Source organism: Pseudomonas sp. Z1-29, from assembly GCF_051131995.1.
In the GTDB taxonomy this organism is placed as follows: Bacteria; Pseudomonadota; Gammaproteobacteria; order Pseudomonadales; family Pseudomonadaceae; genus Aquipseudomonas.
Window position 1 is genome coordinate 3,399,552 of the sequence record NZ_CP071645.1, and the last position, 13,383, is coordinate 3,412,934.

The following is a 13,383-nucleotide window of genomic DNA, read 5'->3' on the forward strand; positions in this document are numbered from 1 at the left end:
CGACGTCAGTCTTCCCAGCGACGGAACAGCACGCTGGCGTTGACGCCACCAAAGCCGAACCCATTCGACAGCGCGTGGGTGATCGGCATTTTCCGCGACTTCAGGCCAACCAGATCGAGCCCGCTGGCCGCCTCATCCGGATGAAGCAGATTCAGCGTCGGCGGCACGATCTGGTCACGAAGCGCGAGCACGGTGAAGATGGCTTCGATGCCTCCGGCGGCGCCCAACAGATGCCCGGTGGCGGATTTTGTCGAGGTGATCGCCACACCGGAGTCCACGCCGAACACCGCGCGAATCGCTGCCAGCTCACCCGCGTCGCCAACCTGGGTGGAGGTCGCGTGAGCGTTGATGTGCTGCACCTCGGCGGGGCTGATACCGGCCTGGCGCAGCGCCTGTTCCATGGCGCGGCGGGCACCGTTGCCATCCTCCGGTCCTGCGGTCAGGTGATAGGCGTCGGCGCTGGTGCCATAACCGACCAGCTCGGCCAGGGGCTTGGCCCCACGTGCCAGGGCGTGTTCCAGCGATTCGATCACCAGCAAACCGGCGCCTTCGGCCATGACAAAACCGTCGCGATCACGATCAAACGGCCGCGAGGCCTCTTGCGGGCGCTCCGCGAAGCCGGTGGACAGTGCGCGAGCCGCCGCGAAACAACCCAGGGTCACGCGGTCTATCGCCGCCTCGGTGCCGCCGCAGATGGCAATATCCGCCTCGCCACTCCTGATCAGCCTGGCCGCATCGCCGATGGCCTGCACACCGGCGGCGCAAGCCGTGACGGGTGCGCCCAGCGGCCCTTTGAACGCATGCCGGATCGACACCTGCCCGGCCGCCATGTTGGCCAGGAAAGCCGGCGCGGTGAACGGCGACAGACGACGCGGGCCACGACTGTCCGTGGTGCGCACGGCATCGGCAATCGTGGCGAAACCACCCACGCCCGAGGAAATGATCGTGGCGGTCCGCTCCTGCTCGATGGCCTCGACGGGATGCCAGCCGGCCTGCTTCAGGGCTTCGTGAGCCGCCACCAGGGCGAACTCGATGAAGCGGTCCATCTTCTTGCGATCCTTGGGCGCGATGAGGCGCTCCGGGTCGTAGCCGGCAACGCCGTCCTCTTCAAGGGTCGGCACCTGCCCACCCACCGCGACGCCGGTGCCTTCGGTGACGTCGACGGACAGATTGCGAATGCCGGAATGCCCGGCCAGCAATCGCTGCCACACCTCATCCACGACGCAACCCAGCGGCCCGACCATGCCCACACCGGTGACGGCGATTCGTTTCAGACCTTGGTGATTTTTCATGCTGCCCTCTTCGTCTCGGGACGGATCTTGAACCAGATGGAATACATCGCCGGCAGGAATACCAGCGTCATGATGGTGCCGACGAACGTGCCACCGATCAGGGTGTAGGCCAGCGTTCCCCAGAACACCGAATGGGTCAGCGGAATGAACGCCAGGATCGCCGCCAGCGCCGTGAGCAGCACCGGCCTGGCTCGCTGCACCGTGGCTTCGATCACCGCGTGGAACGGATCCAGGCCTTCATTGGCGTTGTGATGGATCTGCCCGATCAGGATCAACGTATTGCGCATCAGGATGCCCGACAGCGCGATCAGCCCGACCAGCGCATTGATGCCGAACGGCTGATTGAAGATCAGCAGCGTCGGCACCACGCCAATCAAGCCCAGCGGTGCGGTAAGGAAGACCATGATCATCGCCGAGACCGAACGCACTTGCAGGATGATGATCAGCAGCGTCATGGCGACCATGATCGGCACCAGCGGCACGATGGCCTTGCCGGCCTTGCCCGACTCCTCGATCGCGCCCGCCTGCTCGATCCGGTAGCCGCTGGGCAATCTGTCGATCACAGGTTGCAGCTGCTTGATGATTGCGCTGGAGACATCCGGAGGTTGCAGGCCTTCGGCGATGTCGCCGCGCACGGTCATGGTCGGCGTGCGGTCACGTCGGCGCAGGATCGGGTCCTCCATGCGCACATCGACTTCGCCCACCTGGGACAGCGGAATCCGCTGGCCCGTCGCGCCCACCAGGGTAAAGCCGTCTATTTTCGCGGGGTCGAGGCGGATATCGCCGGCAGCGCGGCCGACCACCTGCACCGAGCGGATGTCCTCGCGGACCGCCGTGATCGGCACGCCCGTGAGCAGGAACTGCAGTTGCTGGGCGACTGCGCTGGACGTCAGCCCCACCGCCTGCAAGCGGTCCTGGTCGAGGTTGAAATGCAGCGTCGGCACCAGCGGACCCCAATCGGCGTTAACGGTCCTCATCAGCGGGCTAGCCTGCATGATGCCTTCAACCTGGCTGGCGATCTCGCGCAGTTTCGCCGGATCCGGCCCCATCACCCGATAGGCCACGGGGAACGGCGAGTAAGGGCCAAACACCAGTTGGGTCACCCGTACCCGCGCCTCTGGGGCAAGCCCTTCGGCGACCGCTTCACGCAGACGGAACTTGAGGGCTTCGCGCGCCTCCTGGCTGTCGGTCAGGACCACAATCTTGGCGAAGGACGGGTCGGGGAGTTCCGGCGCCATCGCCAGGTAGAAACGCGGCGCGCCTTGACCGATATAGGCGGTGACGATCTTCGCCTCTTCCTGCTCTTGCAGCCAGGCTTCGACCTTGGCGGTGGTGGCGCTGGTCTGCTCGATGGAGGTGCCATAAGGCATCTGCACTTCCACCAGCACCTCTGGCCGGTCCGAGGTCGGGAAGAACTGCTTCTTCACCAGGCCCATGCCCACAATCGCCACGAAGAACGTTGCGATCACCGTCCCGGCCACCCACCACTTGCGTGCGATGACGCGGGTCAGTATCTGGCGGAAGCGGTTGTAATGGCGGGTGTTGTAGATGGCCGCGTGACCACCCTCGACCTGCTTGATGTCGGGCAACAGCTTGACACCCAGGTACGGCGTGAACGCCACCGCGACCACCCAGGAAGCGATCAGCGCAATGCCAACGATCCAGAACATGTTGCTGGTGTACTCGCCGGCGGTCGATTGGGCGAAGCCATTGGGCATGAAGCCGATGGCGGTCACCAGGGTGCCGGAAAGCATCGGCGCGGCCGTGTGGCTCCAGGCATAGGCGGAGGCCTTGATCCGGTCGTAGCCCTCCTCCATCTTCACCACCATCATTTCAATGGCAATGATGGCGTCATCCACCAGCAGCCCGAGCGCCAGGATCAGCGACCCCAAGGTAATGCGGTCGAAGTTCTTGCCGGTGGCGGCCATCACCACGAACACCACCGCCAGGGTCAGCGGCACCGCTGCCGCGACCACAACCCCGACGCGCCAGCCCATGCTCAGGAAGCAGACAAGCATCACCACCAGCAGCGCGACGAAGAACTTGACCATGAACTCGCCGACGGCCGAGTCGATGTTCACCGATTGGTCGGTGACCTTGGTCAGCGTCATGCCCAGTGGCATGCCCGCATTGATATTGCTGGTTTCCACATCCAGCGCTTTGCCCAGGTCGAGGCCGTTCCAGCCCTCGCGCATGATCACGCCCAGCAACAGCGCCTCTTCGCCGCCGTTGCGCACCAGGAATGCGGCCGGGTCTTCGTAGCCGCGCTCGACGGTCGCCACGTCCGACAGTTTCAGCGAGCGACCTTGTACTACCACCGGTGTATCGCGAATCTTCTGCAACTTGTCGAAGGCGCCGTCCAGGCGCAGGAAGACCTGCGGCCCGACGGTTTCGATCGACCCTGCTGGCGTGAGCATGTTCTGGCCGTTGAGGGCGGCAAAGATTTCCTGCGGCGAAACCCCCAGGGTCGCCAACCGATCATGGGAAAAGGACACAAAAATCCGTTCGGCCTGCTCGCCAATGATGTTGACCTTTTTTACGCCCGGCACGTGCAGCAGCCGTTGGCGCAACGCCTCGGCGTCACGCACCAGCAATCGCTGCGGCTCGCCTTTGGCTTTCAGGGCGAACAGTGCAAAGGTCACGTCGGAAAACTCGTCGTTGACCATCGGCCCGATGACACCGGCCGGCAGCCTGATGGCTTCGTCAGCGAGCTTCTTGCGCGCCTGGTAGAACTCCTCCTGGACCTCGGACGGCGGCGTGCGGTCGACCAGCGACACCATGGTGAACGCGAGCCCCGGGCGCGTATAGGTTTCCGTGCGGTCGTACCACTTCAATTCCTGCAGGCGTTTTTCCAGCGGCTCGGCGACCTGGTCCTGCATCTCCTGGGCCGTCGCCCCTGGCCAGGCGGTGATGACGGTAAGTTGCTTGACGGTGAACGGCGGATCTTCCGCGCGGCCCAGCTGGAAGAACGCCAGGACACCCGCGACAGCAATCAGGAACAACAGGAACACCGTGATCGAGCGCTCGCGAACGGCGAGCGCCGAGAGATTGAAGCTCATGGACGATTCTCCGCAACCTTCACATCGCCCGGTTGAGCCAGCCTCACCTCTTCACCATCGCGTAGCAGATGCGCGCCAAGCGCGACGATCCGCTCGCCGACTTTCAGCTCGCCCGAGACTTGCGCAGTGTCGTCGCTCAGGCCCAGTAGCTGGAGCGGACGCCAGGAAACTTTTGCCGGTTCACCGGCGATCACCCAGACGCCGGCACCTTTGCCCGAGTCGTGCAGCGCGGCGATCGGCACTTGCAGCGCCTGCCCCAACCGGGTGCCCGGACTGATCCGCAGCGTCACCGTCGAACCTAGCGGGGCATTGGCCAGCGCGCCCTCCAACACATAACGTGCCTCGAAGGTGCGTGTCACCCGATCGGCGGAATCCGACAGCCACCTGAGCTTGGCGTTAACCGTCGCGGCGGCGTTGCCATAAAGCGTCGCCTGCGCGGTTGCGCCGGGGGCCGGCCGCAGGGTCTCGGGCAACTGCACAGCAGCTTCGCGCTGGCCTGCACGCGCCAGCCGGACGACGATTTGGCCAGGGGTGACGACTTGTCCGGGCTCGGCCAGGGTCTCCATCACCACGCCATCGGCGTCGGCCAGCAGCACGGCGTAACCGGAGGCATTGCGCGCTACGTCAGCCTGCGCCTGGGCGGCGCTGAGTTGCGCTTTCGCGGTGTCGGCGGCGGCCTTGATCTGGTCGTAGCCCGAGGCGGAAATAGCGCCCGCAGCGACCAGGTCGCGATACCGCGCCTCGTCATCCGCGGTCTGCCTGGCCCGGGCCCGGGCCGCGGCGACGGCCTCCTGCTGCGCGCGTGCCTGCAAGCCGAGGTCGATGGGATCGAGGCGCATGAGTGGCTGGCCCCGCTTGACGGTCTGGCCAGTGTCGACCAGACGTTCGAGCACCTTGCCCGAGACCCGGAAACCCAAATCGCTCTGGACGCGGGCGGTCACCACGCCGGTGAAGGCGCGCGAGGTATCGGACGCCGCCGATACCTCGGACACCCGCACCAACGGTGCCAGCGTGCGCGGATCCTTGGTGGTGGAGGACTCGCCGCACGCCGTCAGGACGAGCGGCAACAAGCAAGCGGCAATGGTGACAGGTCGGCGCCGGAGCATAGGGTCCCTTACTTGAACGCTAGGATGGAAGGCGCATTCTCAATGCCAGTGACTATTTCTGTCAATCGTCACAAAAACATCAATTGATTAGACGCCCTTCTCTTGTCCGCTGTAAAAGCTGACATCAGAGGCGCGATGAAAGCCGCCACGAACAAGATGAATTGACTTTAAGTGACCAATACTTAGTATGGTCACAAACAATTCACCCTCAAGGAAATACGATGCCTCCCCTGCGCCCCATTGCTCTTCTGGTGAGTGCCAGCCTCATGGCAGGTTGCGCGGTCGGCCCGGATTATCAACGTGCCGCCGCGCCGCTTTCGAGCCGGTACCTGGGTCAGCCTGCGGCCGAACAGCGCTCCCCGAACACGCCGACCCCTCTGGTCAACTGGTGGGAAGGCTTCGGCGACCCCACCCTCAGCGCTTTCATTCGCCAAGCCTTGGAACAGAACCTGGACCTGGCGCAGGCGTCGGCGCGCGTCACCCAGGCACGGGCTGGCCTGGGCGCGGCCAACGCCGCTTTGCTGCCCTCCGGCAACATCAGTGGCCAGGCCGCGCGCTCATACCAATCGGTCGAGACCCCGCTCGGCCAAGTGCTGGACTCGACGCCCGGTTACGACCGATATGGAAACTTCTACGAGCTCAACCTCGGCGCCAGCTGGGAAATAGACGCCTTCGGCGGCCTGCGACGCGGGCGCGAGGCGGCACTGGCCGAATACCAGGCGTCGGAGGCCGGTGCCGTCGCCACGCGACTGGCTGTTGCCGCGCAGGTCGCCGACATCTACATCACCGTGCGGGGTCTACAGACCCGACTGGACATCGCGAACCGCCAGGTCAGGACGCAGCAGGACCTGCTGAAAAAAGTCCAACTGCTCTACAGCAAAGGCCTCGCTGCCAGCTATCAGGTCCGCCAGACCGAGGGACAATTGTCTGAGGTGCAGGCCACCGTGCCGGTCTTGCAGGCCGGGTTGGACGCGGCCATGAATGCGCTGGATGTCATGCTCGGCACGCCGCCTGGCAGCCATCGCCAGCAATTGGCCCAAGTGCGCGATATTCCTCTCGCCCCACCGATGGCGACGACAGGAACCCCTGCGGACCTGCTTCGACGTCGACCTGACCTCATCGTCGCCGAGCGCCGCCTGGCAGCCTCCAACGCACGCATCGGCGAGGCCGTCGCCGAGTATTATCCGAAATTCTCCCTCAGCGCCTTGCTCGGCAGTGCCACGGCGGTGTCCGGCGGCAATCTTTTCAGCGGCGGGGCCAGCCAGTCGGCGGGTGTGCTGGGGCTGCGCTGGAGGCTCTTCGATTTCGCCCGCATCAATGCGCAGATCGAACAGGCCAAGGGCCGGGAAGCCGAAGCGCTTGCGGCTTATCGCCAGTCAGTGTTGCGCGCCACCGAGGAGGTTGAAAATGCCCTCAGCGCCCTGGTGAACCGCGAAGCCCAGGCGACGACCCTTGCTCAAGGGGAAACGTCGCTGACCCAGGCTCGCCAATCGATGTTTGTCGCCTACCGGAAAGGTACGGCCAGCCTGATCGATGTGCTCAATGCCGACGAGACACTGCTGCGCACGTCCGACACCCGAGCGCAGGCGCGAACGGAATCGGCACGGGCGGCAGTCGCGGCCTTCCGGGCGCTCGGCGGTGGCTGGCAACCGCCCGAGGAAGCGCCCGTGGCGACCCGGTGATCATTCCTTGAAAGGGTCACCCATTGGCGATATCAGGTAAGGCTATTCACTTGAGGTGTTCACCAACCCCGTGGCGAGGGAGCTTGCTCCCGCTGGGCTGCACAGCAGCCCCATTCCTGAGCCCCTGGCTCAGGGCATAAGGCTGCGCAGGATCAGATTGGAAGTGAGCGTGGGCGCGTCCTCGACGAAATCGAGGTTGTACTGCAACAGCAACGGATTGACGAATGGCCGCAGCGCCAGGTGAATGGCCTCCACGGTTTCGTCCAGCGGCGTCTTGCGTTCAAACTCGCCGAGTTCGCGACCCTCCCGGACGATCTGCAGCACGAAGCTCTTGATCTGCTCGTTGTAGATTTGCGAACTGGGCCAGCGCTCCGAAGCCGAGAACGCGGCGATGTCGTAGAGTTTGCGCTCATTGAAGAACAGGTCCACGCCCGTCGCGATCACGGTCTTGACCAATCGCCGGAAACGCTCCGTCGCCGACAGCCCTTCTTCCCGGATGGCTTCTTCGACGGCCGAAACGATTTTCGACAGGCAATTGGCGCAGATAGCCTCGCCGATCGCCTGCTTGGAATCGAAGAATTTATAGATGTACGCCTTGGAAAAACCGATGGCCTTGGCCAGGTCGGAAACCGTGGTCTTGCCATAACCGTACTGGCTGAAGTGTTCATTGGCGGCCGCGACAATCTGATCGCGAATTTCGTGATCAACGGGGCCGCGGGCGCTGGGTGAGGTAATGGATGGCTGGTTCATGGGGGCAGCTTACGCACCCGAAACGTCGCTGACAACTCATGACCTTTCCGGAATAGAGTCACAAACGCCCCCCTTCGAGCCGGCCATTCTTTGGCTGTCAGCCAATCACATCGGCATACACCGCCCTGTCGACATTGCCCCCGGACAGCACCACCCCGACCTTCTTCCCCTCCATCAACCCACGCTCCTGGATCAGCCCCGCCAGAGCCGCGGCGCCGGCACCTTCGGCGAGGTTATGGGTGTCGGTGTAATAGACGCGCATGGCCTCGGCAATCTCCTGGTCACTGACCGCCACGATCCGCGCCGCCGCGGCGCGGTAGATGGCCAAGGCTTCGGGAATCGGCCTGCGCACGGCAAGGCCGTCGGCGAAGGTGTTGGCCGAAGCGGTTTCGCAGATTTCTCCGGTTTCAAATGACATTTTTGCAGCCGTTGCCTCGGTGGAGACCACCCCCACGATCCGGGTCTGCAAGCCCAGGGCATCGCGCGCGGCAATCACTGCGCAAATCCCCGAGCCACAGCCGATGGGTACGTAGACGGTGTCCAGGTCGGGCACAGCCTTGAACAGCTCAAGGGCATAGGTGGCGACGCCCTTGACCAGCTCGGTATGAAACGGCGGCACGAGAAACAGCCCCTGCGCTTGCGCCAGGCGTGCCGCCTCCTCCCGGGCCTCATCGAAATCGCGGCCGTATTCGATCACTTCGCCGCCGAAGCCGCGCATGGCATTGTTCTTTTCGATCGAGTTACCCTCCGGCACCACTATCAACGCCTTCAGCCCCGAGGCGCTGGCCGACAGCGCCAGGCTCTGGCCGTGGTTGCCACGGGTGGCGGTGACGATCCCCTTTGCTTGCGGGTGCTCACGCTTGAGCCAATGCATGAAGGTAATGCCGCCACGCACCTTGAAAGCCCCGGTGGGGGTATGGTTTTCGTGCTTGACCCACACCGTGCATCCCAGCCGCTGCGCCAACAAGGGCCAGGCGTACTGGGCGGTGGCGGGCATGACTTGATAGACCTGCCGAGCCGCTTGTTCAATCTCGTCGAGCGTCAATGTGTACATGAGAATGGCCTCCTGGAATTTCGTCCAGTCTAGCCAGGGGCGCCGAGCCCCGGCTTTCAAAAAACCGACCTGACTTTTCCGGCGCTGCTTCACTACTATGGTCACCATGAGCCATCGCAACCGCCCACAGCCGCCGCGCAAGACTGAATCGACCCGTCGCATCGAGGCAGGGCCGTGGGCGATCGAATTGCTCCCCGGCTGCGCCTATGCAGCGCGCTACATCGCGAGCCAATCGGCGATCGGTTTTGCGTTCGACAGCCAGCGCGGCTTGCATGCGATCGGCAGCGACCGGGTGCAGCCCTTCAATGCGCTGCCCAACGGGCTGGCGTTCGTCCCGGCCCAGTGCGACGTGTATTCAGAGTCACCTCATGGCGGCGAATACCTGCGCCTGATTCGCACCGATGGGTTCGTGCTTGAAGGCGATCACCCCTTCAACAATCGCATCGACCTTCGGGCCATTGCGCTCGCGCAGCGCATGCGTCGCGCGCTCCTGCACGGTTCGATCGACGACGATTGGGAGGCTTGGGCCCTGGCACTGGCCGAATGCGCGGCAGCGGAAAACTCCAAGTCGGCAAGGCCCCAAGGCTCCCTCACCGACAGCCGGATGCGCTTGCTGGATGAATTCATCGACGCAGGCCTCGATCAGCCATTGGCCGTACCGGCGATGGCGCAGCTGCTGGGGCTGTCCGAGGGCTACTTCATGCGTGCGTTCAAGGCCGCGACAGGCAAGAGCCCCCATGGCTACCTCATCGACCGACGCCTCGCCAAGGCCCGGGCGCTGATACGCGATTGCTCGGCCACACTGCCAGAAATCGCCCTCGCCTGCGGTTTCAGCTCACAAGCGCACATGACAACGACGTTCAAGCAGCGCCTTGGTGTGAGTCCGGCGCAATTGCGTCAAATGACGAAGTGCATTTGACGTCCTTGACTTAATGGTCCAGTTTTCAAGGACAGCATCTCACCGGACGTTGTGCTGGATACACCCCATTCGTGAATCAGAGGACCGCTGCCGCCTATGATCGATGTACGAAGAATCTGCGCCGTTGAGTCTTGTTGGGTGCGCCTGTGTCGCTGATCTCCCTGGTTGTGTGCGACGACTCCACCATGGCGCGCAAGCAGGTGTTGCGTGCGCTGCCGCAAGATTGGCCGGTTTCAGTCACCGAGGCGGTCAACGGTCGCCAGGCGATGGATGCCATACGCCAGGGCCTCGGTCACGTGGTGCTGCTCGACCTGACCATGCCGGAGATGGATGGTTATCAGGTACTGAGTGCCTTGCGCGCCGAGGGCTTGAAAGCGCAGGTCATTGTGATTTCCGGCGACGTCCAGGATGAAGCGGTACGCCGGGTGCATGAACTGGGCGCGCTGGCGTTCCTGAAAAAACCTTTCGACGAAAACCAGTTGCGCCAGACACTCACCGGGCTGGGTCTACTGACTCAACCCGGCAAGGCTCCGCTGCAAAATCGACCGGCACCGAACGCGGCCATCAGTTTCCAGGATGCGTTCCGCGAGACAGTCAACGTTGCCATCGGCCAGGCCGCGGCGCTGATTGCCAAGGTCCTGGGCGTCTTCGTGCAATTGCCGGTGCCGAACGTGAACATCCTCGAAGTCGGGGAACTGCACATGGCGCTGAACGACGTCGGCAGCTCCCAGCAACTCACGGCCATCTGCCAAGGCTTTATCGGCAGCGGCATCGCCGGCGAAGCACTGCTGATATTCCATGACTCGGAGATCGCCGACATCGGGCAACTGATGCAGCGCGAGAGCGCCGACTATTCGGACCTGGAGATGCTGGTGGACCTTTCCAGCATCCTGATCGGTGCTTGCCTGAGCAGCATCGCCGAACAGATCGACGTGATTTTTTCCCAGGGGCATCCGCAGATCCTGGGTCAGCATGCAGCAATCGAGGAACTGATCCGCGCCAACCGCGTCCACTGGAAAAAGACCCTGGCGGTGGAAATCAGCTATGGCCTGGAAGGCCAGGATATCCGCTTCGACCTGTTGCTGCTGTTCACGGAAGACTCTATCGAGCGGCTGACCCACAAACTCGCCTACCTGATGAACTGAGCCATGAGCGAATCCATCGATCTGAACGAATTCCACTGGTTGCTGGCCATCGTTCAGAGCATCGACGTCGGCGTGGTGGTACTTGACCGCGAATACCGCGTACAGGTCTGGAACACCTTCATGGAGAACCGCTCCGGCGTGCAGCCCAAGGATGCCCAGAACCGCAACTTCTTCAGCCTGTTTCCTGAAATCGATCGCCCCTGGTTCAGCCGCAAGGTCGAGAGCGTCGCGACCCTCGGCACGCCGGCATTCACGGTCTGGGAGCAGCGCCCGTACCTGATGCGGTTCAAGAGCTATCAGCCGATCACCGGCCAGGAAGAGTTCATGTACCAGAACACCACACTGCTGCCCCTGCGCTCGCCCGACAACCGGATCAACCACATCTGCCTGGTGATCTACGACGTCACTGACGTTGCCACCAACCGCCATCAGATCCAGGCCGCCAACGCACAGTTGCAATTGCTGTCCAGCACCGATCGCCTGACCGGCCTGTACAACCGTGGTCATTGGGAAGCCAGCCTGAAAGCCGCCTACGCCCGCCATCAACGCTACGGCAATGCGCTGAGCCTGGTGATGCTCGACATCGATCACTTCAAGCGGGTCAACGACACCTACGGTCACCAGGCCGGCGACAAGGTCATCGAGCAAGTCGCCCGACTGTTGCACGAGCATGTGCGCGAATCCGACGTCGCCGGGCGTTACGGCGGCGAAGAGTTCGGCGTGGTGCTATCGGACACCGACGCGGCCGGCGGGCAGATTTTCGCCGAGCGCCTGCGCAAGGCAGTTGAAGAGTCGCTGGTGCAGTACAACGGCCAGGACATCCGCTTCACCGTCAGCCTGGGCGTGGCCGACCTGAGCCAGCCCGCCAACGACCACGCCGAACTGATCGCCAGGGCCGACCAGGCGCTGTATACGTCGAAAAAGACCGGACGCAATCGCGTGACGGTTCACGGCCACTGAGCCACCGCCCCTTCCTTCACAGGAAATCCGTGCCAGCTCGGAACTTATCTTCCCAATCAAATTGTGGGAGCGAGCCTGCTCGCGAAGTCGGCGGCACATTCAACATTGTGCTGGCTGATGGATTGCTATCGCGAGCAGGCTCGCTCCCACAGGGGAATGGCGGTGGTTTCGGAGTTTGCGTTCGCTAACAACTGGTCTGTCCAATCTACTTTTTATTTGATTGGTCTTGCCAATATTTTTTCCGCCGTGTAGTTTCGAGCCAACATCAGCGGCGCAGCTCACTGCGCGCCTACAACAAGAAAGAGCGTCCCGGTCCCGGCAGCCGTGCGCTCACTTCCCCTCCTACCGCGTGCAGCCAGCCTCCGCTTGCGCGCCAGCCAAGGAGCATCAACATGCTGACTGTCGTCTGTAACGAACCCGGTTCTCTAACCGCCATCGAACGTGAAATGCCCGTCAGGAAACCGCGAGAGGTCCTGATTCGAGTCAAGCGTGTCGGCGTCTGCGGCACCGATCTGCATATTTTCAGCGGCAACCAGCCCTTCCTCGAGTACCCGCGCGTCATGGGTCATGAGTTCTCCGGAATCGTCGAAGCCAGCGACGCCTCCAGCGACCTGGCTGTCGGTGATGTCGTCTATGTGATGCCCTATCTCTCCTGCGGCACTTGCGTTGCCTGCCGTCAAGGCAAGACCAACTGCTGCACCCGCATCCAGGTCCTGGGCGTCCATTGCGACGGCGCCTTCACTCAATACCTGAGCGTCCCCCAGGAGTTCGTGCACAAGGCCGTGGGGGTTTCCCTGGACCAGGCGGCGATGATCGAATTTCTCTCCATCGGAGCCCACGCCGTACGTCGCTCGAACGTCCAGGCAGACAAACACGCCCTGGTGGTCGGCACCGGCCCGATCGGCATGGCGGCGGCGATCTTTGCGAGCCTGCGCGGGGCGAAAGTCACCGTACTGGATACCCGCCAGGATCGCCTGGCGTTCTGCAAGGAACATCTGGATATCCACGCGGCCGTGCACATCGGCGAAAGCGACAAGCAGGCCTTGGCCGAACTGACCGGGGGCGACTTCTTCGACGTGGTATTCGATGCCACCGGCAACGCCAGGGCGATGGAGCGCGGATTCGAATTCATCGCCCACGGTGGCACCTACGTGATGATCTCGGTGGTACGGGACTCGATTACTTTCTCCGATCCTGAGTTCCACAAGCGTGAAGCCACGCTGATGGGCAGCCGCAACGCCACCCGGGAAGATTTCCAGTATGTCGAGCAATGTTTGCGCGAGGGCTTGATTCCCGATGCAGCCCTGAACACCCATCGGTTGCTGCTGAGCGACGTGGCCCGCTCCTTCTCCACATTGCTCGACCCCAACCAGGGTGTGGTCAAGGCAATCATCGAGTGCTAGGCAACGGAGGACA

The 13,383-nt window shown here is 63.1% G+C and carries 10 protein-coding genes; 5 read left to right on the forward strand and 5 right to left on the reverse strand.

The features are described from left to right. Positions 1–5 precede the first annotated feature (5 nt). Genes fabF through J3P84_RS15305 form a run of 3 tightly spaced genes read right to left on the reverse strand, consistent with a single transcriptional unit; the run spans position 6 to position 5,457 of the window. Positions 6–1,292 carry a beta-ketoacyl-ACP synthase II gene (gene fabF, locus J3P84_RS15295; protein ID WP_434624086.1) on the reverse strand — a complete coding sequence of 429 codons (1,287 nt, stop codon included), beginning with the start codon at positions 1,290–1,292 and terminating at the stop codon, positions 6–8. Next, complete coding sequence (locus J3P84_RS15300) at positions 1,289–4,351, reverse strand: efflux RND transporter permease subunit (RefSeq protein ID WP_434624088.1); 3,063 nt, start codon at positions 4,349–4,351, stop codon at positions 1,289–1,291. Before J3P84_RS15300 ends, fabF begins: the two co-directional genes overlap by 4 nt. Then, a complete protein-coding gene (locus J3P84_RS15305; protein WP_434624090.1) occupies positions 4,348–5,457 on the reverse strand; it encodes an efflux RND transporter periplasmic adaptor subunit in 1,110 nt (369 codons plus the stop codon). Before J3P84_RS15305 ends, J3P84_RS15300 begins: the two co-directional genes overlap by 4 nt. Before the next feature lie 221 nt (positions 5,458–5,678). On the opposite strand from J3P84_RS15305, the gene J3P84_RS15310 reads away from it, so the two are divergent. Then, positions 5,679–7,139, forward strand: coding sequence for an efflux transporter outer membrane subunit (locus J3P84_RS15310; RefSeq protein WP_434624092.1), 1,461 nt, complete (start codon positions 5,679–5,681; stop codon positions 7,137–7,139). 129 nt (positions 7,140–7,268) lie between these two features. On the opposite strand, the gene J3P84_RS15315 is transcribed toward J3P84_RS15310, so the two are convergent. Then, positions 7,269–7,889, reverse strand: a complete 621-nt coding sequence (locus tag J3P84_RS15315; protein ID WP_434624094.1) for a TetR/AcrR family transcriptional regulator — start codon at positions 7,887–7,889, stop codon at positions 7,269–7,271. Between the two features lie 97 nt (positions 7,890–7,986). Beyond that, positions 7,987–8,943, reverse strand: coding sequence for a threonine dehydratase (locus J3P84_RS15320; RefSeq protein WP_434604597.1), 957 nt, complete (start codon positions 8,941–8,943; stop codon positions 7,987–7,989). A gap of 97 nt (positions 8,944–9,040) precedes the next feature. Between J3P84_RS15320 and J3P84_RS15325 the strand changes: the two genes are divergently transcribed. From J3P84_RS15325 to J3P84_RS15340, 4 genes are all read left to right on the forward strand, one after another. After that, positions 9,041–9,862, forward strand: a complete 822-nt coding sequence (locus tag J3P84_RS15325) for a helix-turn-helix transcriptional regulator (RefSeq protein ID WP_434624096.1) — start codon at positions 9,041–9,043, stop codon at positions 9,860–9,862. 185 nt (positions 9,863–10,047) lie between these two features. Further along, on the forward strand, positions 10,048–11,007 hold the full coding sequence (locus J3P84_RS15330; RefSeq protein ID WP_434631343.1) for a response regulator: 960 nt from the start codon (positions 10,048–10,050) through the stop codon (positions 11,005–11,007). A 3-nt stretch (positions 11,008–11,010) separates the two neighbouring features. After that, positions 11,011–11,967 carry a diguanylate cyclase gene (locus J3P84_RS15335; protein ID WP_434624098.1) on the forward strand — a complete coding sequence of 319 codons (957 nt, stop codon included), beginning with the start codon at positions 11,011–11,013 and terminating at the stop codon, positions 11,965–11,967. A 392-nt stretch (positions 11,968–12,359) separates the two neighbouring features. Next, complete coding sequence (locus J3P84_RS15340; protein ID WP_434624100.1) at positions 12,360–13,370, forward strand: zinc-binding alcohol dehydrogenase family protein; 1,011 nt, start codon at positions 12,360–12,362, stop codon at positions 13,368–13,370. Positions 13,371–13,383 lie beyond the last annotated feature (13 nt).

What these genes read in the sequence shown, in the direction of transcription:
- J3P84_RS15310 (WP_434624092.1), top strand. Translation starts at nt 5,679, where the DNA reads ATGCCTCCCCTGCGCCCCATTGCTCTTCTGGTGAGTGCCAGCCTCATG.
- J3P84_RS15340 (WP_434624100.1), top strand. Translation starts at nt 12,360, where the DNA reads ATGCTGACTGTCGTCTGTAACGAACCCGGTTCTCTAACCGCCATCGAA.
- J3P84_RS15305 (WP_434624090.1), bottom strand. Translation starts at nt 5,457, where the DNA reads ATGCTCCGGCGCCGACCTGTCACCATTGCCGCTTGCTTGTTGCCGCTC.
- J3P84_RS15330 (WP_434631343.1), top strand. Translation starts at nt 10,048, where the DNA reads ATGGCGCGCAAGCAGGTGTTGCGTGCGCTGCCGCAAGATTGGCCGGTT.
- fabF (WP_434624086.1), bottom strand. Translation starts at nt 1,292, where the DNA reads ATGAAAAATCACCAAGGTCTGAAACGAATCGCCGTCACCGGTGTGGGC.
- J3P84_RS15335 (WP_434624098.1), top strand. Translation starts at nt 11,011, where the DNA reads ATGAGCGAATCCATCGATCTGAACGAATTCCACTGGTTGCTGGCCATC.
- J3P84_RS15320 (WP_434604597.1), bottom strand. Translation starts at nt 8,943, where the DNA reads ATGTACACATTGACGCTCGACGAGATTGAACAAGCGGCTCGGCAGGTC.
- J3P84_RS15300 (WP_434624088.1), bottom strand. Translation starts at nt 4,351, where the DNA reads ATGAGCTTCAATCTCTCGGCGCTCGCCGTTCGCGAGCGCTCGATCACG.
- J3P84_RS15315 (WP_434624094.1), bottom strand. Translation starts at nt 7,889, where the DNA reads ATGAACCAGCCATCCATTACCTCACCCAGCGCCCGCGGCCCCGTTGAT.
- J3P84_RS15325 (WP_434624096.1), top strand. Translation starts at nt 9,041, where the DNA reads ATGGTCACCATGAGCCATCGCAACCGCCCACAGCCGCCGCGCAAGACT.